Genomic DNA, 20,741 nt, shown 5'->3' with positions numbered 1-20,741 from the left:
ACCGGCTGCTGGTTCGCGCACTGGCTGACGACATGGCGGGTGAGTCCTCGGCGGAGTCGTGATCAAGGGCCATTGTGATCAGCGGAAATCGCGGTAGCCTGGCGGTGTTCCGGTCACCGTCGACCTGAGGAGCCGCCATGGGAAGGGCACTGTCGCACGCCCCCACGCCGATGACCGCCGCAGGTCGCCTTCTCGCGGTGCTCGACGCCTTCGAGCCCGGGCGCAGCATCCTCACCCTCAGCGAGATCAGCCGCCGCGCCGGGCTGTCGCTCACCACGGCGCACCGGCTGGCCGGGGAGCTGGTCAACTGGGGCGCGCTGGAACGCGACGCCGACGGTCGCTACCGTATCGGCCTGCACCTGCTGGAGCTCGCCGCGCTCGCCCCGCGCGGGCTGGAGCTGCGCGAACTCGCCCAGCCCTTCCTCGAGGACCTGTTCCACTCCACCCGCGCGCATGTGCACCTCGCGGTGCGCGACGGGTCCGAAGTCGTGTACGTCGAGACGCTGCGTGCCCGTGGCGCGGTCACCGTACTGAGCCGACTGGGGCAGCGCTGGCCCCTCCATGTGACGGGCACCGGGCTCGTGCTGCTGGCCTATGCCGCGCCGGAGGTGCAGGAGACCGTGCTGGCCGCGCCGCTCAAACGGTTCACCGCCAAGACCGTGACCGACGCGCACCTGCTGCGCCGCACGCTCGCGGACGTCCGCCGCACCGGGATCGCCGTCGCGGAGGAGCAGCTGACCCTGGAGGGGGTCGCGATCGCCGCGCCGATCAGGGGGCCCGGCGACGAGGTGGTCGCCGCGTTGGGACTGGTGGTGCACGTCGAAGAATGCGAGCCCCGGGCGCTGGTGCCGGTGATCACGGCGACCGCACGGGCGATCTCGCGCGCGCTGGGCGCCCCCTCGGCGAAGGGACACGTGGGCGCGGTCCACGGGCGCTGATCTTCCACCCCGCGGAATCGGCCTCGCTGGCCCGCGACCTCCCACCGGATTCTGACGGGACGAGTTCGCCGTCCCGAGGAGAGAATCCGTGCTGCCCCCCAGTTTCGTGGCCGCCGACGACGCCGGCGCGGTGCTCGCGCTGCTGCGCCGACAGCTCGATGTGCTCGTCCGCCGGTCGCCGTTCTACCGGGAGCTGTTCGCCGAGCACGGGGTGGCGCCCGCCGCGTTCGACAGCATCGAGGCCATCAGCAAGTTTCCCTTCACCGGCAAGCAGATGCTGCGCGAAAGCCAGGCCGCGGCACCGCCGCTGGGACGCCACGCGGCCGTCGGGATGGCGCAGGTGGTGCGGGTGCACGCCTCGACCGGCACGACCGGGCGGCCGAGCTGGGTGGGCGTCACCAGCCGCGACGCCGAGGCGTGGACGGAGATGACGGCGAGCGCGATGCGCAGGCAGGGGCTCGTCGCGTCGGACGTGGTGGTGCACGGGGCGGGGCTGACGTTGTTCGTCGGCGGCCTGCCGGTGCGCGATGCGATCGAGCGCATCGGCGCGACGATGGTGCCGATCGGCACCGGCGCTTCGGAGAAGGCGGCGCTCGCGATGTCGTCCCTCGGGGTCACCACGCTGCATTCGACGCCCTCGTACGCGCGATATCTCGCCGAGTACGTCCGGGAGCGGCTCGGCCGCGACCCGCGCGAGTTCGGGCTGACGAAGATCATGGTGGGCGGCGAGCCGGGCGGCGGTGAGCCCGCGTTCCGCGAGCACATCCAGAACGAATGGGGCGCGACGGTCACCGAGGGGCTCGGCAACGCGGACATGGCGCCGATCCTGTTCGCCGAACGGCCCGGTACTGCCGGGATGCGGTACACCGGCGGGAAACACGTGCTGGTCGAGCTGATCGACCCGGTGACCGGCGACGCGATCGACCCGGAGGCGGGCGCGAGCGGCGAACTGGTCTACACCGCCGTCGACCGGGAATGCTGCCCGCTCGTCCGGTTCCGCACCCGCGACCGGGTCACCGTCACCGGCATGGACACCGACGGCGCACCGCTGATCCGGTGCATCGGGCGCACCGACGACATGCTGATCGTGCTGGGCGTCAACGTGTTCCCGTCGGCGGTGCGGGATCTGGTGCAGACCCTGCACCCGCGGACCTCGGGGGCGATCCAGGTCGTGCTGCCCGGCGAGGGGCCGCGGGTCGAGCCGCCGCTGCGCGTCGAGGCCGAGTGGGGCGAGTCCCGCGACGACGGGCTGGCCCGGGAGATCGAGGTCCTGATCAAGGCCCGCCTCTCGGTCCCGGCCGCCGTCACGCTCGTCCCGCCGGGCTCACTCGGACGCTCGGAGATGAAGACCCGCCTCACCCGGCTCGACGGTCAGCACACGCCGTAGCGACCGTCGGCGCGAGCTCGACTACCCGACCTTGGCGAAACGTGATGACCGGGTGCCTGCCGGAAAACAGCAAAAAAATGGTCTGCTTTCGCACCCCTTCGAGCAGCGAAAGCAGACCATTGGCAGAAGGTCAGCGCACGCCGTAGAGGTGGTCCAGCGCGAGCTGGTCCAGCGCCTCGAACGCCATGCCGCGGGTGGCGGCGGCCTCGGGGTCGAACTCCTCCGCGCGGAACGCCGCCAGGCTCTCGCCCGCGGTGAGCGTCGGCTGGGACAGCTCGTCGACGCGGGCCGCGGCCAGCGCCGCCTGCACCTCCGGGTCCGCGCGGAAGGCCTGTGCCTTCGCCCGCAGGATCAGGTAGTTGCGCATGCAGCCGGCCGCCGAGGCCCAGACCCCGTCGAAGTCCTCCGTGCGCGGCGGCTTGAAGTCGAAATGCCGCGGGCCGTCGTAACCGCCGTGCTCGACGATGTCGACGGTCCAGAACGCGCCGCGCGCGTTGCCCGCGCCGAACCGCAGGTCCTGGTCGAACCGGGGCCCGTGCTGGCCGTTGAGGTCGATGTGGAACAGCTTGCCGTGCCACAGCGCCTGCGCGAGCCCGTGCGCGTAGTTCAGCCCGGCCATCTCCTCGTGCCCGACCTCCGGGTTGAGCCCGACCAGCTCCGGCCGGTCCAGCTCGGTGATGAACGCGAGCGCGTGCCCGAGCGTCGGCAGCAGGATGTCGCCGCGCGGCTCGTTCGGCTTCGGCTCGATCGCGATGCGCAGGTCGTAGCCGGAGTCGACGATGTACTGCGTCATCGTGTCGACGGCTTCCTTGTACCGGTCCAGCGCCGCCCTGATGTCCTTGGCGGCACCGGACTCGGCGCCCTCGCGCCCGCCCCAGCACACGAACGTGCGCGCGCCTAGCTCCGCGGCAAGGTCCAGGTTGTCCAGTACCTTGCGCAACGCGAAGCGGCGCACGTCGCGGTCGTTGTTGGTGAACCCACCGTCGCGGAACACCGCGTGCGAGAACAGGTTCGTGGTGATCATCGGCACCTGGACGCCGGTGGTGGCCAGCGCCTCGCGCAGCGGCTTGAGCGCCGCCTCCTTCTCCGCGGGCGAGGAGCCGAACGGGATCACGTCGTCGTCGTGGAAGGTGATGCCGTAGGCGCCCAGGTCCGACAGGCGGTGCACGGCCTCGGCCGGGTCCAGCGGCGGGCGGGCCGCGCCGCCGAAGACGTCCACCCCCTGCCAGCCCACGGTCCACAACCCGAACGAGAACCTGTCCTCACGGGTAGGGGTGTAATCCGGCATGTCCTTCTCCTAACGAACGTGTCTCATGAATGCCACTTCACCACGTCGGCGCTGTCCTCGCGAGAGGACGTCTGAGAACCCGCGGCGGCGCCGGTTGACGGCCCACCGCAGGCGGCTCCGCCGCTATACAACTGAACCTGATGAACCTAACTCACTTACCGAAACCCGCGGTCAGCCCGGTCACGAGCTGCCTGCGGCCGAGGATGTACAGGGCCAGCACCGGCAGCGTCGAGAGCAGCACGGCGGCGAGCACCGCCGGGATGTCGACCCGGAACTGACCCTGGAACGCCCACAACGCCATGGGCAGCACGCGCTGGTCGGAACTCTGCGTGAGGATCAGCGGGAACAGGAACCCGTTCCACACGTTGAGCCCGTCGTAGACGGCCACGGTGACGACCGCGGGCTTGACCATCGGCAGCACCAGGCTGAGCAGCATCCGCCAGTGCCCGGCGCCGTCCACGCGCATCGACTCGAACAGCTCCTTCGGCACGTCGCGCAGGAAGTTGGCCAGGATGACCACCGACAGCGGGATCGCGAACGCCACCGAGGGCAGGATCACGGCGAGCAGCGTGTCGTAGAGGTGCGCGCGCGTGATCAGGTAGTAGATCGGGATGATCGTGGCCTGCAGGGGGATCGCCAGGCCCAGCAGGAACGCCCGGTAGGTCCACCCGGCGAGGCGGGTGCGGCCGCGCACCACGTAGTACGCGGCCATCAGGGACACCGCGACGGTGATCACCACGGTGCCCAGCGTGACGACCGCACTGTTGAGGAAGTAGCGCAGGAAGTCGTTGCGCAGCACCAGGTCGTAGTTCGCCAGCGTCGGATTCGACGGCACGGCCAGCGGGTTCGCGTCGAAGAACCCGCGCTGGTTGCGCAGGCTCGTCACGACGATGTAGTACACCGGCACCAGCACGACGACCAGCCAGACGAACCCGGCGACGCCACCGGGCACGTTGGGACGGGCGCGGGACATCAGATTCCCTCCTGCTGGCTGCCGCGCTGGAACCGGGCGAACCGGGCCAACCCGAGCGAGAGCGCGAGGCCGGCGACCACCAGCAGCACGGCCAGGGTGCTCGCGCGGCCCATGTCGTTGTTCGAGAAGCCGTTGAGGTACATGTCCAGCGGCAGGAACCGGGTCGCGTTGCCCGGCCCGCCGCCGGTGAGCACGAAGACGAGGTCGAAGTAGGTCAGCGAGCCGACCAGCATCAGCGTCGACGAGGTGATGATCGTGTACCGCAGCTGCGGCAGCGTGATCGAGAAGAACTGCCGGACCCGCCCGGCGCCGTCGATCTCCGCGGCCTCGTACAGCTGCCGCGGGATCTGCCGGACGCCGGCCTGGTAGAGCAGGGTGTGGAACGGGATGAACTGCCAGGCGATCACGAAGATCACCACGTACAGCGTGAGCGTCGGGTCGCCGAGCCAGTCCTGCGACAGGATGTCGAGCCCGAACGCCCTGCTCATCCCGAAGTTCGGGTCCAGCAAGGCCTTGAACGCGATCGCGATCGCCGCCGAGGACAGCAGCATCGGCAGGAAGTACAGCACGCCCAGCGTGGCCCGGTACCGGCCGCGCCCGGCGATGAACACCCCGAGCAGCAGCGAGACCGGCGTCTGGAACAGCCAGCTGAACACCATGACCTGCACGGACAGCCAGATCGCGTGGTAGGTCGCCGGATCGCCGAGCGCGCGGGACCAGTTGCCGAGCCCCGTCCAGCCGGGGTCGCCGATGCCGTCCCACCGCATGAGGCTCAGCAGGGCGACCCCACCCAGCGGGAGCAACGCGAACACGGCGAAGAACGCGAGCGCGGGGACGGCCATCAGCGGGTGGGGCCCGGTGCGGAGTGTTCCCGCACCGGGCGCCCGCGGGTCGCTGGTCCCGACCCCGGCCGTTTCGGAGGCGACCGTGGGCGCTTCCATCACTTACCGATCGTGGCGTTCATGTTGGCGGCGAACTGCTCGGGCGTGATCTGCTTGAGGAACAGCTGGTCGAGGTTGTTCAGCAGCGAGTCGGCCTGCCCGGGCGAGAGGGCCTGGTCCCAGGAGAGCTGGAAGTTCGGCGCCTTGCTCGCCAGACCGTACACATAGGACAGATAGTCCGGGTCCCCGGTCTTGGCCAGCTTGGCCTCGATGCCGTTGACCGGCGGCACGGAACCGTTGGCCAGCAGGCTGTCGACGTAGCTGTCGTTCATCACGCCGGTGCGCAGGTACTGCACCGCGGCCTGTTTCTGCTGGTCGCTCGCCGTCGCCGAGACCGACCAGTAGTTCGCCGGGTTGCCGACGATGTCGGTCGGTGCGCCCTTGCCGCCGGACACGGTGGGGAAGGTGGTGTAGCCGAGCTTGCCGCTCGAGATGAAGTCCGGGTCCGACTGCTTGATCGTCGGGAACGCCCACGACCCCATCAGGTACATCGCGGCCTTGCCGGTGTAGAGCAGGGCGGTGTCGGCGTTGGAGTCGGTGGCGATCGAGTTGAAGCCCTTGACGAACCCGTCGGCGCTGACGAGCTGCTGGATCATGGTGTTGGCCTGGGTCACCGCCGGGTCGGACCACGCGTTGGGCTTGTCGGCCGCGATCGCGTCGAACACCCCGGGCCCGCCGATGCGGTCGACGAGGTACTCCTCCCACATCAGCTGCGGCCACTTGCTCTGCCCGCCGATCGAGAACGGGGCGATCCCGGCCTGGTTGAACCGCGGCAGCAGGGCCATCAGCTCGTCCCAGGTCTGCGGGGGCTGTGCGCCGATCTGGTTGAACAGGTCCTTGTTGTAGAACAGCACGACCGGCTGCATGCCGTTGTTGGGCACCGCGTAGGTCTTGCCGTCGACGACACCCGTCTGCGCGACCGAGGGCAGGTACCGGCTGGTCAGCGTCGGGTCCTTCTGCACCTCGGGGGTGAGGTCCATGATCTTCCCGGCGTCCACCCAGGACTTGAGCATGCCGCCGTTGCCCCAGCTGAACACCAGGGTGGGCGCCTGACCGGCCCCGACGGCGGAGCGGATCTTCTGCTTGTAAGCGTCGTTGCCGAAGAACTGGCCGTCCACCTTCGCGTCGGAGAACGAGGTGCGGAAGGTCTGTTCGTCACCGCCGGTGAGCGCCCATGCCGTGGTGCCGCCGCCGGCGCTCGACGGCCCGCTGCTGCCACAGGCCGCCGTGAAGGTCAGGATCGCGGCCAGGCCGGCCGCCATCTGCGCCGTCCGGCGCTTGCCCAGTGTCATCTTCGTGCCTTCCCCATCGAAGGTTCCGAAAAGTTTCGGAAACACTATGGTGTGGCAGGGAAGATAAGCTGCCGCGCTCGCGTCGTCAAGGGGCTGGCGGGACGGTAAAAGCAGAGCTACAGTGAGCCGAAATTTTGCGATAGGAGGTTGGTGTGCCGGCTGGTTCGGGCAAGCGGGCGACCCTGGCGATGGTGGCCGACGCCGCGGGGGTGTCGCTGCCGACGGCCTCGAAGGTCCTCAACGGGCGGGGCGACGTGTCCGACGCGACGCGCGCCCGCGTGGAGGAGGTCCTGCGCGACTTCGGTTACGTGCCGCAGACCGGCCGCCGGACGGTCTCGCCCTCGCGGGTCGTGGACCTCGTCTTCGACGACCTGAGAAGCCCGTACGCGCTCGAAATCCTGCGTGGCATCACTGAAGCGGGCTCGGAGATCGGCGTTGACGTGGTGGTCGGCCGGGTACCGGTCGCGGAGGAGGCCGGCCCGCTGACCCCGGAGAACAGCTGGGCGCAGCGGCTCAAGAGCAGCGGCCGGGAAGGGCTCATCGTCGTCACGTCCGAACTGAGCCTGGCGCAGGTGGAGGGTTTCGCCAGGGCCGGGCTGCCGCTGGTCGTGATCGACCCGCTCAACCTGCCGCGCGTCGAGGTGACCAGCGTGGGCGCGACGAACTGGTCCGGCGGGCTGGCCGCGACCGAGCACCTGCTGAGCCTGGGCCACCGCCGGATCGCGTTCGCGGGCGGGCCGCTGCCGGCGTCGTGCAGCCAGGCGCGGTTGCACGGTTTCCGGGCGGCGCTGGAGAACGCCGGTTACGCCGCCGAACCGGAACTGGTGCTGCACGGTGACTTCCAGTACGACGCCGGGCTCGAGATGGCCACCCGCCTGCTGTCGCTGGACGTACCGCCCACCGCGATCTTCGCCGCGAACGACGCCACCGCGCTCGGCGTGATGGAGGCGGCGCGGCGCCGTGGCCTGCGCGTGCCGCAGGACATCAGCGTGGTCGGTTTCGACGACACCGTGCTGGCGGAGCTGGCGACCCCGGCGCTGACCACCGTCCGGCAACCGCTGCAGGACATGGGCCGCGTCGCGCTGCGCACGCTGCTGCGCCTCATCGCGGGCGAAACCCTGGACTCCCACCACGTCGAGCTCGCGACGAACCTCGTCGTCCGCGGCTCGACCGCACCCCTCGCCGACCAAGGAGCACGATGACCCGCTGGCAGGACACGTCGCTTTCCCCCGACGAGCGCGCCGAGGCGTTGCGGGCGGCGATGACGCTCGAGGAGAAGGTGGCGCAGCTCGGCAGCGCGTGGCCGGGCAACGAGCAGCTGGGCGGCAACGTGGCGCCGATGCAGGACGTCTTCGCCCGCGGCGGGGTGCCGTTCGAACAGGTCCGCGCCGCCGGGATCGGGCATCTGACCAGGGTTTTCGGCACCGCGCCCGTCACCGCGGCCGAGGGCGCCGCCCGGGTGCGCGAGCTGCAGCGGGAGATCGTCGAGGAGACCCGCCTCGGCGTGCCCGCGATCGTGCACGAGGAATGCCTCACCGGGTTCACCACCCTCGGCGCCACCGTCTATCCCGCCGCGCTCGCCTGGGCGGCCACCTTCGACCCGGCGCTCGTCGAGCGGATGTCGGCCGCGATCGCCGAGGACATGCGCGCGGTCGGCGTGCACCAGGGCCTCTCGCCGGTGCTCGACGTCGTGCGGGACTACCGGTGGGGCCGCGTCGAGGAGACGCTCGGCGAGGACCCGTACCTGGTCGGCATGCTCGGCGCCGCCTACGTCCGCGGCCTGGAGAAGACCGGCGTCATCGCGACGCTGAAACATTTCGCGGGCTACTCCGCCTCCCGCGCCGCCCGCAACCACGCCCCGGTCTCGATCGGCCCGCGCGAGTTCCGCGACGTCATCCTGCCGCCGTTCGAAATGTCGATTCGCGACGGCGGCGCGCGGGCGGTCATGAACGCCTACGTCGACCTCGACGGTGTGCCCGTCGGGGCCAACGCCGCCTTGCTGACCGGAATCCTGCGTGAGGAGTGGGGTTTCGAGGGCGTCGTCGTCTCCGACTACTGGGCCATCGCGTTCCTCAAGAGCATGCACCGGGTCGCCGACACCGTCGGGAACGCGGGTGCGCTCGCGCTGGCCGCGGGCATCGACGTCGAACTGCCCGACACCCTGTGCTACGGCAAGGAACTGATCGAGCTGGTCCGCTCGGGAGAGGTGCCGGAGCAGCTGGTGGACCGGTCCGTGCACCGGCTCCTGCGGCAGAAGGCCGAACTGGGCCTGCTCGACCAGGGCTGGTCGCCGCGCACCGAGGCCATCGACCTCGACTCGCCGCGCAACCGGGCCATCGCCCGCGAGATCGCCGAGAAGTCGGTGGTACTGCTGGCCAACGACGGCGTGCTCCCGCTGACCGCGGGAAACATCGCCCTCGTCGGGCCCTGCGCCGACGACCCGCTCGCCTTCATGGGCTGCTACTCCTACCCCAACCACGTGCTGCCGCGCTTCCCGGAGTTCGGCATCGGCGTCGCGGCACCGTCCCTTGTGGACTCGTTGCGGCAGGAGCTGCCGGACGCGGAGATCTCGCTGCACCAGGGCTGCCCCATCCGCGAGGAGGACCGCTCGGGTTTTGCGGAAGCCGTTGCGGCGGCGGGGAAAGCCGATGTGTGCGTCGCCGTTGTCGGCGACCGGGCCGGGCTGTTCGGTGAGGGCACCTCGGGCGAGGGGTGCGACGCGGAGGACCTGAGCCTGCCCGGCGTGCAGGACGAGCTGCTGTCCGCGCTGCTCGCGACCGGCACCCCGGTGATCGTCGTGGTGGTATCCGGTCGTCCGTACGCGCTCGGCCCACACACCGCTGCCGCGGCGATGATCCAGGCGTTCATGCCCGGTGAGGAGGGTGGCTCCGCGCTGTCCGGCGTGCTGTCCGGTCGGGTCACACCGTCGGGCCGGCTGCCGGTGCAGGTGCCCCGGGTCGCGGGTGGTTCGCCGAACACGTACCTGCACCCGCCCCTCGGCGGGAACAGCGAGGGCATCAGCAACCTGGACCCGACCCCGCTGTTCCCGTTCGGTCACGGGATCTCCTACACCACGTACGAGTATTCCGACTTGTCCCTGAGCGCCACGGAAATCCCGGCCGACGGCACGGTGTCGGTCTCCGTCACGGTGCGCAACGCCGGGGAGCGCGCCGGGGAGGAGACGGTGCAGCTGTACCTGCACGACGTGCGGGCGCAGGTGACCCGGCCGGTGGTGGCGCTCGCGGGCTTCGCCAGGGTCGCGCTGGGCCCGGGGGAGAGCAGGCGGGTCACCTTCGGCCTGCACGCCGACCGCACCAGCTTCACCGGGATCGACCTGCGCCGCATCGTCGAACCGGGCACGTTCGAGGTGTGCGTCGGCCGCTCGGCGAGCGACCTGCCGTGCACCGGTTCGTTCGAGATCACCGGCGCCGTGCGTGCGGTCGGGCACGACCGGGTGCTCTCGACGCCCGTCGTCGTCAGCTGAGCAGTCGCGCCAGTTCCTCGGTCAGCAGCCGGATCTCGTCCTCGGTGTTGTAGTAGTGCACCGACGCGCGGACGAGGTCCGGCAGGCCGCGCCCGGCGAAGTCGTACTGCGCCGACGTCCGGCCGGTCACCGAGGTGTTGATCTTCGCCTCGCCGAGCCGCGCCTTGACCTCGGCGGCGGGCAGCCGGTCGGTCGTGAACGTGACGATCCCGCACTGTTTCGCGCCCTGGTCCCGCACCGTGACACCGTTGATCGCGCTCAGTTCGCCGCGAAGCCGCGCGCCCAGTGCGGTGACCCGCTCCTCGATCGCGGGCAGGCCGATCGCGAGCGCGTAGTCCACGGCCGCCCCCAGCCCGAGCACCAGCCCGAAGTTGCGCTCCCACACCTCGAACCGCTTGGCGCCCGGCGCCACCTCGTAGGCGCCGGGCTCGGTCCACTCCGCCGAGTGCAGGTCGAGCATCGCGGGCTCGAGCCGCTCGCGCAGCCGCGGGTGCACGTAGAGGAAGCCGGTGCCACGCGGCCCGCGCAGGTACTTGCGGCCGGTGCCGCTCAGCGCGTCGCAGCCCAGGCGCCCGACGTCGAGGTCGAGCTGGCCCGCCGACTGGCACGCGTCGAGCAGGAACGGGATGCCCGCCTCCCGCGCCACCGCCCCGATCCGCTCGGCCGGGTTGACCAGGCCGCCCTGGGTCGGCACGTGGCTCATCGAGATCAGCTTGACCCGCCCGTCGATTCGGCGGGCGAGGTCCTCGACGTCGACCTGGCCGGTCTCGTCGTCGTCGACCACCTCGACGACCGCGCCGGTGCGCCGCGCGACCTGCAGGTAGGCGATGACGTTGCTGGCGTACTCCGACCGGCAGGTCAGGATGCGGTCGCCGGCCTCGAAGCGCATGGCGTAGAAGACGGCCTGCCAGGAGCGCGTGGCGTTGTCGGTCAGCGCGACGTCCTCGGCGCCGGCGCCCAGCAGCCGCGCGACCGAGGCGTAGACGGCGTCCACCCGGTCCGCCGCCAGTGCCGCGGTCTCGTAGCCGCCGAGCAGGCTTTCCTCGCGCAGGTACTCGGTGACCGTGTCGACCACCACGTCGGGCGGCAGGGCCGAGCCCGCGTTGTTGAAGTGTGCGATCGCAGCCACGCCCGGCGTCTGCTGCCGGTACCTGAGCACGTCTTCGTCCCGCATGATCGACGACTCTACCCCGTGCCCGCTAGCGGATATCTCGTCCCTTTTGTGCCCCGACCAAAGTAGGGACTCGCAGGCGAATTCTTGCCGGGGACGCCGGCGGCTGGTTAGGAATTCTTTTCAGGAGTATCTCCCCGCTCCATTCCGTAAAGGAGAATAAAAATGGGCCGGAGTCCCCACCGCCTGCTCGTTCTCGTTTCCGGTGCCGCGCTCGCGCTCGGCACCGCGGCCGTCCCCGCCGCCGCCTCCGTCAACTCCGCCGACCACCTCATCTCGCACCAGCACAACGCGTCCTACTCCTCGAACTGGTCCGGTTACGCCGAAACGGGCAGTGGTTACACCTCCGCCGCGGCCACCTGGACCGTGCCGTCGGTGTCCGCGACGAGCTCGGCGACCTACTCCTCGGCGTGGGTCGGGGTGGACGGCGACGGCAACTCGAACCTCATCCAGACCGGCACCGAATCCGACTACGCAAATGGTCGCGCGCAATACTCCGCCTGGTGGGAGATCCTGCCCGCGTATTCGGTGACGATCCCCGGGGTCACGGTCCACGCCGGCGATTCCATCACCGCTTCCGTGGCGAAGTCGAGCGGCAGTTCCTGGGTCATTTCGCTCAAGGACAACACCACCGGCAAGAGCTGGTCCGCCACCAAGACCTACAGCGGCCCCGGGCAGTCCGCCGAGTTCGTCCAGGAGGCGCCGACGGTCGGTGGCTCGCAGTCGGCGGTCGCGCACTTCTCGACCTTCAACTTCAGCAACCTCAAGGTCAACAACGCCGGCCCGGGCCTGGTGAGCTCGGAGAAGATCATCTTGCGGCAGAACGGCGTCGACTACTCGACCCCGTCCGACCCCAACTCCGCCGGCAACGGCTTCAGCGTCTCCTACACCGGCTGACCTCCGGCGAGATCGCGGTCACGCGTGCCGCACCACACTCGGTGCGGCACGCCTTCGCGAAACTGTCGGTGCCGCGAGCTACGCTGACCTTTCAGCGTCGCGCAGTACCGTCATGGGGAGGTTTTCGCCGGTGTCGGACGAGTCCTTCGTTCACCTGCACGTGCACACCGAGTACTCGATGCTCGACGGTGCGGCGAAGATCGCTCCGCTGTTCGCGGAGGCGAAACGGCTCGGCATGCCGGCGGTCGGGATGACCGACCACGGCAACATGTACGGCGCGGACCAGTTCTACCAGGAAGCGCGGAAAGCCGAGCTCAAGCCCATTATCGGCATCGAGGCCTACATCGCCCCGGAGTCGCGCTTCACGAAGAAGCCGGTGTTCTGGGGGCAGGTCAGCCAGCGTGGCTCCGACGAGTTCGGCGAGGGCGGCGACGTCTCCGGTGGTGGCGCCTACACCCACATGACGATGCTCGCGCAGAACTCGACAGGGCTGCGCAACCTGTTCAAGCTGTCGTCTCTGGCGAGCCTGCAGGGCTACTACCGCAAGCCCCGGATGGACCGCGAGCTGATCGCGGAGAACGCCGCGGGCATCATCGCCACCACGGGCTGCCCGTCGGGCGAGGTGCAGACCCGGCTGCGGCTGGGGCAGAAGGCCGAGGCCATCCAGGCGGCGTCGGACTACAGGGACATCTTCGGCGCGGACAACTTCTTCCTCGAGCTGATGGACCACGGCCTGCCGATCGAGCGGTCGGTCCGCGAGGGGCTGCTGGAGATCGGCAAGCTGCTCGACCTGCGGCCGCTGGCCACGAACGACTCGCACTACGTCACCAAGGACCAGGCGGACTCGCACTCGGCGTTGCTGTGCGTGCAGTCGGGCAAGACGCTCAACGACCCGAACCGGTTCAAGTTCGACGGGGACGGCTACTACCTGAAGTCGGCCCAGGACATGCGCGAGTACTGGGACTCCGAGGTCCCCGGCGCCGCCGACACCACGCTGCTGATCGCCGAGCGCGTCGAGTCGTACGAGGAGGTCTACACCCACAAGGACCGGATGCCGGTCTTCCAGGTGCCGGACGGGCACGACGAGGCGTCCTGGCTGCGGGCCGAGGTCGACCGCGGCCTGAAGTGGCGCTTCCCCGAGGGCGCGCCGGAGGGCTACGCCGAGCGCATCGAGATGGAGCTCGAGGTCATCATCGGGAAGGGCTTCCCTGCCTACTTCCTGGTCGTCGCCGACCTCATCAACCACGCGCGCCAGGTCGGCATCCGGGTCGGCCCCGGCCGTGGTTCCGCGGCGGGCTCGCTCGTCGCGTACGTCCTCGGCATCACCAACCTGGACCCGATCCCGCAGAAGCTGCTGTTCGAGCGGTTCCTCAACCCCGAGCGCGTGTCGATGCCCGACATCGACATCGACTTCGACGACCGCCGCCGCGGCGAGATGATCCGCTACGCCACCGAGAAGTACGGCGCGGACAAGGTCGCCCAGGTGATCACCTTCGGCACCATCAAGACGAAGGCCGCGATCAAGGACTCGGCCCGGGTGCACTTCGGCCAGCCGGGCTACGCGATCGCGGACAAGATCTCCAAGGCGCTGCCGCCGCCGATCATGGCGAAGGACATCCCGCTGTCCGGGATCGTCAACCCCGAGCACGAGCGCTACGGCGAGGCCGCCGAGGTGCGCACCCTGGTCGAGACCGACGAAGAGGTCTCGACGATCTTCAACACCGCCCGCGGTCTCGAGGGCCTGATCCGCAACGCCGGCGTGCACGCCTGCGCGGTGATCATGTCCAGCGAGCCGCTGATGGAGGCGATCCCGCTGTGGCAGCGGGACGACGGCTCGATCATCACGGGCTGGGACTACCCGTCCTGTGAGGCCATCGGCCTGTTGAAGATGGACTTCCTTGGCCTGCGGAACCTCACGGTCATCGGCGACGCGATCGACAACATCAAGGCCAACCGCGGCATCGACATCGACCTCGACACCCTGGGCGTCGAGGACCCGGAGACCTACAAGCTGCTCTCCCGCGGTGACACGCTCGGCGTGTTCCAGCTGGACGGCGGTCCGATGCGGGACCTGCTGCGCCGGATGCAGCCGACGGTGTTCGACGACATCGTCGCGGTCGGCGCGCTGTACCGCCCCGGCCCGATGGGCATGAACGCCCACAACGACTACGCCGACCGGAAGAACAACCGGCAGCAGGTCAAGCCGATCCACCCGGAGCTCGAAGATCCCCTGAAGGAGATCCTGGCCGACACCTACGGCCTGATCGTCTACCAGGAACAGATCATGCACATCGGCCAGAAGGTGGCCGGTTACTCGATGGGCCGCGCGGACGTGCTGCGCCGCGCGATGGGCAAGAAGAAGAAGGAGGTCCTCGACAAGGAGTTCGAGGGCTTCCACGGTGGCATGAAGGAGAACGGGTTCTCCGACGAGGCCATCAAGGCGTTGTGGGACACGATCCTCCCGTTCGCCGGGTACGCGTTCAACAAGAGCCACGCCGCCGCGTACGGCCTGGTCTCGTACTGGACGGCGTACCTCAAGGCGAACTACCCCGCGGAGTACATGGCCGCGCTGCTGACCTCGGTCGGGGACAACAAGGACAAGTCCGCGGTGTACCTGTCCGAGTGCCGCCGGCTCGGGATCAAGGTGCTGCCGCCGGACGTCAACGAGTCGGGCCAGCGCTTCGCCGCGGTCGGGGACGCGATCCGCTTCGGGATGGGCGCGGTCCGCAACGTCGGCGCGAACGTCGTCGAGTCGATCATCAAGACGCGCGAGGAGAAGGGCAAGTACTCCTCCTTCACGGACTTCCTGGACAAGTCGGAGCTGGTGGCCTGCAACAAGCGGGTGCTGGAGTCGCTGATCAAGGCCGGTGGGTTCGACTCGCTGGGCAACACGCGGTTGTCGATGATCCAGGTGCACGAGGACGCGGTGGAAGCCGTGGTGCCGCTCAAGCGCCAGGAGGCGATGGGCCAGTTCGACCTGTTCGGCTCGGCCGACGACGACGCGGGCACGTCCACGTCGTCCTCGCCGCTGGCGCACCTGAAGTTCGGCGAGGAGGAGTGGCCGCGCAAGCAGCTGCTGTCCTACGAGCGGGAGATGCTGGGCCTGTACGTGTCGGCGCACCCGCTGGACGGGGCGGAGCGGATCCTGCGCAAGCACGCACCGCGGCCGATCGCGGCGATCCTGGACAACCCGCCGAAGGAAGGCGAGCTGATCGTCTCCGGGCTGATCACCTCGCTGGAGCGGCGGGTGAACAAGAAGGGCGAGCCCTGGGCGATCTGCACCGTCGAGGACATGGACGCCTCGCTCGAGGTGCTGTTCTTCCCCAAGTCGTACGCGATGTTCTCGGCGGATCTGGTCGAGGACAACGCCGTGCTGGTCAAGGGCAGGGTGAACTGGCGCGAGGACAAGATGTCCATCTTCGGCGGTGGTCTCGTGCCGCTGGACCTGTCGGAGATCGGGAACGGTGAGGACGACCCCCCGCTGATGCTGCACTGCTCGGCGGAGAAGCTCGACAAGAGCGTGGTGGGGGAGCTGAAGCAGACGCTGCTGGCCCACAAGGGCGACACCCCCGTGCGGCTCAAGCTGATCGGCCGCCAGCGGGAGACGGTGTTCGCGCTGTACGACTACCCGGTCAAGGTGACGAGCATGCTGATGGGGGAGCTGAAAGGCATCCCCGGCATCACCGCAGGCACCTGAGGCGCCGCTTTCACCCTGCCCTGCCCCGCCCCGTTTTGACGGCGCCGCCACCTCCGCCGCCCTGCCCTGACCTGCCCCCGCCCCGACCGGCACTCGCCCCGACCTGCACCCGCCCTGCCGTGACGGGCGCCCCCACCCGGGCCGCGCTGCCTTGCCCCGCCCGTCCTGCGCCGCGCTGCCTTGCCCTGCCCCGCCTTGCTTTGATGGCGCCGCCATCCCAGCCGCGCCCTCCACCCCACCAGCCACCCCCGACGGCACACCCGGCAACGGCAGCGGAGGGGCCCACCGCCCAGACCTACCCCCACACCGATCCCAAGCCGCCTCAGCGGTCATCGGACCGTGTCAAGGGTGGCGAAGCCATCGCGAAGCGACGCCGGCAGGCGCCCTTGACGCGGTGCGGTGACCGTTGAACACTCGGCGATCGGGGCGGGGGTGGCCCCGCCGAGGGCGCGCAGCGCCCGGCCCCCACGGCCCCACGCGCCCACAACGACCCCCGCAAACCCCCACCCGGCAACGGCGGCGCGCCCGACACTCGGAACCCGCCCGGCAACGGCAGCCCCCACCCCGCGCACCCCGCGCACCCCGCCCGCCACCCAGCTCCCGGAACTGCGCGCGCGGCGACCGACTCCTGGACCCCCGCCACCCGGCAACGGCAGCGCCCCACCCCGCGAAGCCGGCCGCGACCCATCCACCTCCCGAAACCGCGAGCCGTCCGGCCCCCACCCCGGTAACGGCAGCCTTCACCCCGGAACCCCGCCCGCCACCCGGCTCCCGGAACTGCGCGCGCAGCCCCTCACCCCGCGCACCCCACCCCAACCCCACCCCTCACCGAAATGCTTACCGCAGCTAAGCGGGTCACCATGGACGGGTGACGGACAGCTCCTACGAGCCGGATCCCCGGCGCTGGAAGGCCCTCGCGGTCACCCTCACCGCGGGCTTCATGAGCCTCCTCGACGTCAGCATCGTCAACGTCGCCCTGCCGTCGATCCAACGGGGCACCGGCGCGGACGCCGGCACCGCCCAGTGGGTCGTCTCCGGGTACGCCCTCGCGTTCGGGCTGGTGCTGGTCTCGGGCGGACGCCTGGGGGACGCGCTCGGCCGGCGGCGAATGTTCCTCATCGCCCTCGCCGCGTTCGTCGTGACCAGCGCGCTCACCGGGGCCGCGCCCAACGACCTCATGCTCGTGCTCGGCCGCCTCCTCCAGGGTTGCGCCGCGGGCCTGCTCACGCCGCAGAACTCGGGCCTGATCCAGGACCTCTTCCGGGGCGCCGAACGCGGCCGCGCCTTCGGCATGTTCGGCGCGGTGGTCGGCATCTCCACCGCGGTCGGCCCCGTCCTCGGCGGGCTGATCCTCGCGATCTTCGGCGAGCAGGACGGCTGGCGCTGGGTGTTCTACGTGAACGTGCCCATCGGCGTGGTGGCGTTCGTCCTCGCGATGCGGCTCGTGCCGGGCAAGGCCGGGCGCCGGACCAAGCTGCGGTCGGAGATCGACTTCGTCGGCATCCTGCTGCTCGGACTCGCGGTACTGGGCGTGCTCCTCCCACTGGTCGAGTCCGAGCAGGACGGCCTGCGCCGGCTCTGGTGGCTGTTCCCGATCGCCGTCGTGATCGGTGCCGCCTTCATCTGGTGGGAACGCCGCATCCTGCGCCGGGGCCGGTCGCCGCTGATCGACATCCGGCTGTACACCTCAACACCCGGGTACGCCTCCGGCGCCGCACTGGGCACCGTCTACTTCTGCGGCTTCGCCGGGATCTGGCTGGTCTTCGCGCTGTTCTTCCAGCAGGGCCTCGGTTACTCGCCGTTGCGCTCCGGGCTGTCGGTGACGCCGTTCGCGCTCGGCTCGGCCATCTCCGCCGTCCTGGCCGGACGGCTCGTTTCCCGGCTCGGCCGGAAGCTGACGGTGACCGGGCTCAGCCTCGTCGCCACCGGACTGGGCACCGTCGCGCTGCTGGCCTGGCTGGTCCCCACCGCGAACGCCGGCCTCGTCTTCGCCGGGCCACTGCTGGTCGCGGGTATCGGCGGCGGCATGGTCATCTCGCCCAACACGACGCTCACCCTCGAATGCGTGCCGACCCGGATGGCAGGGGTCGCGGGCGGCGCCTTGCAGACCGGGCAACGGATCGGCACGGCCATCGGCACTGCCGTGCTGGCCGGGGTGTTCCGCGGGGTGGTCACGGGCACCCGAGGCGACTACCCCACCGCACTGTCGATCGCGATGCTCTGCTCGGCCGGGTTCGTGCTCGTCGCCCTCGCGCTGGGCATCGGGGAGCTGCGCGCGCGGCGAGCACGGCGCTCGGCCGACCAACTACAGGACGTCACATTTGCTGCTCCATCTGAGTGATGGTTTCCCGGATGAGGTAGCGCTACTCAGAGCAACCGGGTAAACCTGGTCGGGCCTTCACTTCGAGGGATTCGCTACGGAAAGTGGCGGTCCGGCTGGCGGTCCGGGGATGGGACCACGAGTCGGACGAGCCGTAGTCCTCCACTGGACAGCACGCTCATTTCTCACGCCGTCGTCGGCGTCCGCGGGGGACCGTTCGGCGGCTGCGCGAAGGCACCTGCTCGGGTGGGCTCGCACGAGGGGGAGCCGGGCCCACCCGAGCCCAGCGCGGCGATCATGATGGGATGTCGGACGTCCGCCCTGGTACGAGGAGCCGAGATGTCCGACGAGTCGCGTCCCCGCCGCCGCGCCACCCGCGTCTGGTACCGGCCGATGCGGGCCAGGGACCAGGCCGAGGAGCATCGCGCCTCCACCCCGCTCGAGCTGCTGTTCGACCTGTGTTTCGTGGTCGCGGTCAGCACGGCGGGCGCGCAGCTGCACCATTCGCTCGGCGAGCACGAGATCGGGCACGGCATCGCGCTGTACCTCGTCGTGTTCTTCGCGATCTGGTGGGGCTGGGTCAACTTCAGCTGGTTCGCCTCGGCGTTCGACACCGACGACGTGCCCTACCGGATCGCCACCTTCCTGCAGATCGTGGGCGCGCTGGTCGTCGCGGCCGGGGTGCCGGCGGCCTGGCACGACGACCTGACCACGGTCGTCGTCGGCTACCTGCTGATGCGCCTGGCGATGGTCGCGCAGTGGCTGCGCGCGGCCGGCCAGGACGAGGCGTACCGGCCGACGGCGCTGCGGTACGCGCTGGGTATCACGGTCGTGCAGATCGGCTGGGTGCTGCGGCTGGCCGTGCCGGACTCGTGGTTCTTCCCGACCTTCCTGCTGCTGGTCATGGCCGAGCTGCTGGTGCCGGTGTGGGCGGAACGCACGGCCACGACGAGCTGGCACGCGCGCCACATCAGCGAGCGGTACGGGCTGTTCACGCTGATCGTGCTCGGCGAGTCGGTGCTGGCGGCGAGCAACGCGCTGCAGGAGGCGCTCGGCAGCGGGCACTCGGCCGGCGCGCTGATCTCGCTGGCGGTCGCCGGGCTGGTGATCGTGTTCTCGATGTGGTGGCTGTACTTCGACCAGCCCGGTCACCTGCGGCTCGCGCAGTTCCGCCAGGGCTACGTCTGGGGATACGGGCACTACGTGATCTTCGGCTCCGCGGCGGCGGTCGGGGTCGGCCTCGAGCTGGTGATCGACCACGACACGCACACCGGTCACCTCGGCGGCGTCGCCTCGGCGCTCGCGCTGACGGTGCCGGTCGCGCTGTACCTGCTGAGCGTGTGGCTGCTGCACATCGGGCCGCGCAACGAATGCCGCCCGATCGCCATCGGTTTCCCGTTCGCCGCGGTGCTCGTGGTCGCGATGTCGTTCACGCCGCTGCCCGTGCACCTCGCGGCGCTCGTCATGGCCGCCCTCGTCGCGACGACGGTCGTCGCCACGCACGGCCATCCGGCCGCCGACTAGCCCGGCGCTCGGGTACCCGCCGACGAGGTAGCGCTTTCCGTCGAACGCGAGCAAGCGCGGGCGGCCGTGGTGTCCCGCTCATCGGACGAGCTCCGGCAGCACCTCGCCGATGGGCTCACGCAGGACGACCTCCGCGACATCGTCGTAGGGCGTCTCCTGCGCGTTGCACACCACCACGGGCGCGCCCGCCGCCGCGGCGACGTCGACCAGGCCCGCCGCGGGGTGCACCGTGAGCGAGGTCCCCACGGTCAGCATCAGGTCGCAGGTCAGCGCGGCCAGCCGGGCCCGTTCCAGCACGGCGGTGTCGAGCGCCTGGCCGAAGGAGATGGTGGCGGACTTGAGGATGCCGCCGCAGTCCTCGCACGGCGGGTCGGTCTCGCCGGCCCGCACCCGGTCCAGGGTCTGGTGCATGTCCCGCCGGTCGCCGCAGGACAGGCACACCGTCTCCGACAGCGTGCCGTGCAGTTCGACGACCTTCGCCGGATCCGAACCGGCTTTCTGGTGCAGCCCGTCGATGTTCTGCGTCAGGATCGCGACCAGCCGCCCGTCGCGTTCGAGGTCGACCAGCGCGCGGTGGCCGGCGTTGGGTTCAGCGGCCCAGCCCGGGTGGTCGAGCCGGCTCTGCCAGGCCTGCTCGCGCACCTCGCCGCTGGCCGTGTACTCGGTGATGTCGGACATCTTCTCGGCGGCCGGGTTCTTCGTCCAGACGCCATCGGGGCCGCGGAAGTCCGGGATCCCCGACTCGGTGGAGATCCCGGCTCCCGTCAGCGCCACTATCCGGCCCGCGCCACGCATCAGCTCACGGGCCCGCTGCAGCTCGCTCATCCCT

At 70.2% G+C, this 20,741-nt stretch carries 14 protein-coding genes; 8 read left to right on the top strand and 6 right to left on the bottom strand.

Annotation, left to right across the window (positions count from 1 at the left end; genetic code table 11):
- Positions 1 to 170: 170 nt before the first annotated feature.
- Together LWP59_RS30960 and LWP59_RS30955 are read left to right on the top strand one after the other, a co-directional pair.
- The gene (locus LWP59_RS30960) at positions 171 to 938 is read left to right on the top strand and encodes an IclR family transcriptional regulator (protein WP_144645430.1); all 768 of its coding nucleotides are present in this window, start codon (positions 171 to 173) and stop codon (positions 936 to 938) included.
- Positions 939 to 1,026: 88 nt separating this feature from the next.
- Positions 1,027 to 2,325, top strand: coding sequence for a phenylacetate--CoA ligase family protein (locus tag LWP59_RS30955; RefSeq protein ID WP_144645413.1), 1,299 nt, complete (start codon positions 1,027 to 1,029; stop codon positions 2,323 to 2,325).
- Positions 2,326 to 2,455: 130 nt separating this feature from the next.
- Here the strand turns inward: LWP59_RS30955 and xylA are convergent, their stop codons facing one another.
- From xylA to LWP59_RS30935, 4 genes are all read right to left on the bottom strand, one after another.
- Entirely contained in the window at positions 2,456 to 3,613 is a 1,158-nt protein-coding gene (gene xylA / locus LWP59_RS30950; protein WP_144645415.1) for a xylose isomerase, read from the bottom strand.
- 151 nt (positions 3,614 to 3,764) lie between these two features.
- Positions 3,765 to 4,586 (bottom strand): carbohydrate ABC transporter permease, encoded by an 822-nt coding sequence (locus tag LWP59_RS30945; protein ID WP_144645417.1) that lies wholly within the window; start codon positions 4,584 to 4,586, stop codon positions 3,765 to 3,767.
- Entirely contained in the window at positions 4,586 to 5,527 is a 942-nt protein-coding gene (locus tag LWP59_RS30940) for a carbohydrate ABC transporter permease (RefSeq protein ID WP_144645432.1), read from the bottom strand. The genes LWP59_RS30945 and LWP59_RS30940 overlap by 1 nt, the downstream gene beginning before the upstream one ends.
- Positions 5,527 to 6,819: an extracellular solute-binding protein gene (locus LWP59_RS30935; RefSeq protein WP_144645419.1), complete on the bottom strand. Its 1,293-nt coding sequence runs from the start codon at positions 6,817 to 6,819 to the stop codon at positions 5,527 to 5,529. The genes LWP59_RS30940 and LWP59_RS30935 overlap by 1 nt, the downstream gene beginning before the upstream one ends.
- Before the next feature lie 152 nt (positions 6,820 to 6,971).
- On the opposite strand from LWP59_RS30935, the gene LWP59_RS30930 reads away from it, so the two are divergent.
- Together LWP59_RS30930 and LWP59_RS30925 are read left to right on the top strand one after the other, a co-directional pair.
- Positions 6,972 to 8,021, top strand: coding sequence for a LacI family DNA-binding transcriptional regulator (locus tag LWP59_RS30930; protein ID WP_144645421.1), 1,050 nt, complete (start codon positions 6,972 to 6,974; stop codon positions 8,019 to 8,021).
- Positions 8,018 to 10,303: a beta-xylosidase/alpha-l-arabinosidase gene (locus LWP59_RS30925; protein ID WP_144645422.1), complete on the top strand. Its 2,286-nt coding sequence runs from the start codon at positions 8,018 to 8,020 to the stop codon at positions 10,301 to 10,303. Before LWP59_RS30930 ends, LWP59_RS30925 begins: the two co-directional genes overlap by 4 nt.
- Here LWP59_RS30925 and LWP59_RS30920 read toward each other — a convergent pair.
- Positions 10,296 to 11,477 carry an aminotransferase class V-fold PLP-dependent enzyme gene (locus LWP59_RS30920; protein WP_144645424.1) on the bottom strand — a complete coding sequence of 394 codons (1,182 nt, stop codon included), beginning with the start codon at positions 11,475 to 11,477 and terminating at the stop codon, positions 10,296 to 10,298. The two genes, LWP59_RS30925 and LWP59_RS30920, sit on opposite strands and share 8 nt — an antisense overlap.
- A gap of 162 nt (positions 11,478 to 11,639) precedes the next feature.
- Between LWP59_RS30920 and LWP59_RS30915 the strand changes: the two genes are divergently transcribed.
- The 4 genes from LWP59_RS30915 to LWP59_RS30895 all read left to right on the top strand — a co-directional run bounded on the left by LWP59_RS30915 (position 11,640) and on the right by LWP59_RS30895 (position 19,912).
- The gene (locus LWP59_RS30915) at positions 11,640 to 12,371 is read left to right on the top strand and encodes a G1 family glutamic endopeptidase (protein ID WP_144645426.1); all 732 of its coding nucleotides are present in this window, start codon (positions 11,640 to 11,642) and stop codon (positions 12,369 to 12,371) included.
- 130 nt (positions 12,372 to 12,501) lie between these two features.
- Positions 12,502 to 16,068, top strand: a complete 3,567-nt coding sequence (gene dnaE / locus LWP59_RS30910) for a DNA polymerase III subunit alpha (protein ID WP_144645428.1) — start codon at positions 12,502 to 12,504, stop codon at positions 16,066 to 16,068.
- 868 nt (positions 16,069 to 16,936) lie between these two features.
- Complete coding sequence (locus LWP59_RS30900; RefSeq protein ID WP_267903852.1) at positions 16,937 to 18,409, top strand: MFS transporter; 1,473 nt, start codon at positions 16,937 to 16,939, stop codon at positions 18,407 to 18,409.
- A gap of 318 nt (positions 18,410 to 18,727) precedes the next feature.
- A complete protein-coding gene (locus LWP59_RS30895; protein ID WP_144645313.1) occupies positions 18,728 to 19,912 on the top strand; it encodes a low temperature requirement protein A in 1,185 nt (394 codons plus the stop codon).
- Between the two features lie 78 nt (positions 19,913 to 19,990).
- Here LWP59_RS30895 and LWP59_RS30890 read toward each other — a convergent pair whose 3' ends face one another.
- Positions 19,991 to 20,737: an SIR2 family NAD-dependent protein deacylase gene (locus LWP59_RS30890; RefSeq protein WP_144645315.1), complete on the bottom strand. Its 747-nt coding sequence runs from the start codon at positions 20,735 to 20,737 to the stop codon at positions 19,991 to 19,993.
- Between the last annotated feature and the right edge of the window lie 4 nt (positions 20,738 to 20,741).

This window comes from Amycolatopsis acidiphila (assembly GCF_021391495.1).
In the GTDB taxonomy this organism is placed as follows: domain Bacteria; phylum Actinomycetota; class Actinomycetes; order Mycobacteriales; family Pseudonocardiaceae; genus Amycolatopsis_E; species Amycolatopsis_E acidiphila.
Note: the sequence above shows the minus strand (reverse complement) of the source record. Positions and strands in the feature narration are given on the sequence as shown.

Coding starts and splice junctions, on each gene's coding strand:
- LWP59_RS30960 (WP_144645430.1), top strand. CDS start 171: ATGACCGCCGCAGGTCGCCTTCTCGCGGTGCTCGACGCCTTCGAGCCC.
- xylA (WP_144645415.1), bottom strand. CDS start 3,613: ATGCCGGATTACACCCCTACCCGTGAGGACAGGTTCTCGTTCGGGTTG.
- LWP59_RS30945 (WP_144645417.1), bottom strand. CDS start 4,586: ATGTCCCGCGCCCGTCCCAACGTGCCCGGTGGCGTCGCCGGGTTCGTC.
- LWP59_RS30940 (WP_144645432.1), bottom strand. CDS start 5,527: ATGGAAGCGCCCACGGTCGCCTCCGAAACGGCCGGGGTCGGGACCAGC.
- LWP59_RS30935 (WP_144645419.1), bottom strand. CDS start 6,819: ATGACACTGGGCAAGCGCCGGACGGCGCAGATGGCGGCCGGCCTGGCC.
- LWP59_RS30925 (WP_144645422.1), top strand. CDS start 8,018: ATGACCCGCTGGCAGGACACGTCGCTTTCCCCCGACGAGCGCGCCGAG.
- LWP59_RS30920 (WP_144645424.1), bottom strand. CDS start 11,477: ATGCGGGACGAAGACGTGCTCAGGTACCGGCAGCAGACGCCGGGCGTG.
- LWP59_RS30915 (WP_144645426.1), top strand. CDS start 11,640: ATGGGCCGGAGTCCCCACCGCCTGCTCGTTCTCGTTTCCGGTGCCGCG.
- LWP59_RS30895 (WP_144645313.1), top strand. CDS start 18,728: ATGTCCGACGAGTCGCGTCCCCGCCGCCGCGCCACCCGCGTCTGGTAC.
- LWP59_RS30890 (WP_144645315.1), bottom strand. CDS start 20,737: ATGAGCGAGCTGCAGCGGGCCCGTGAGCTGATGCGTGGCGCGGGCCGG.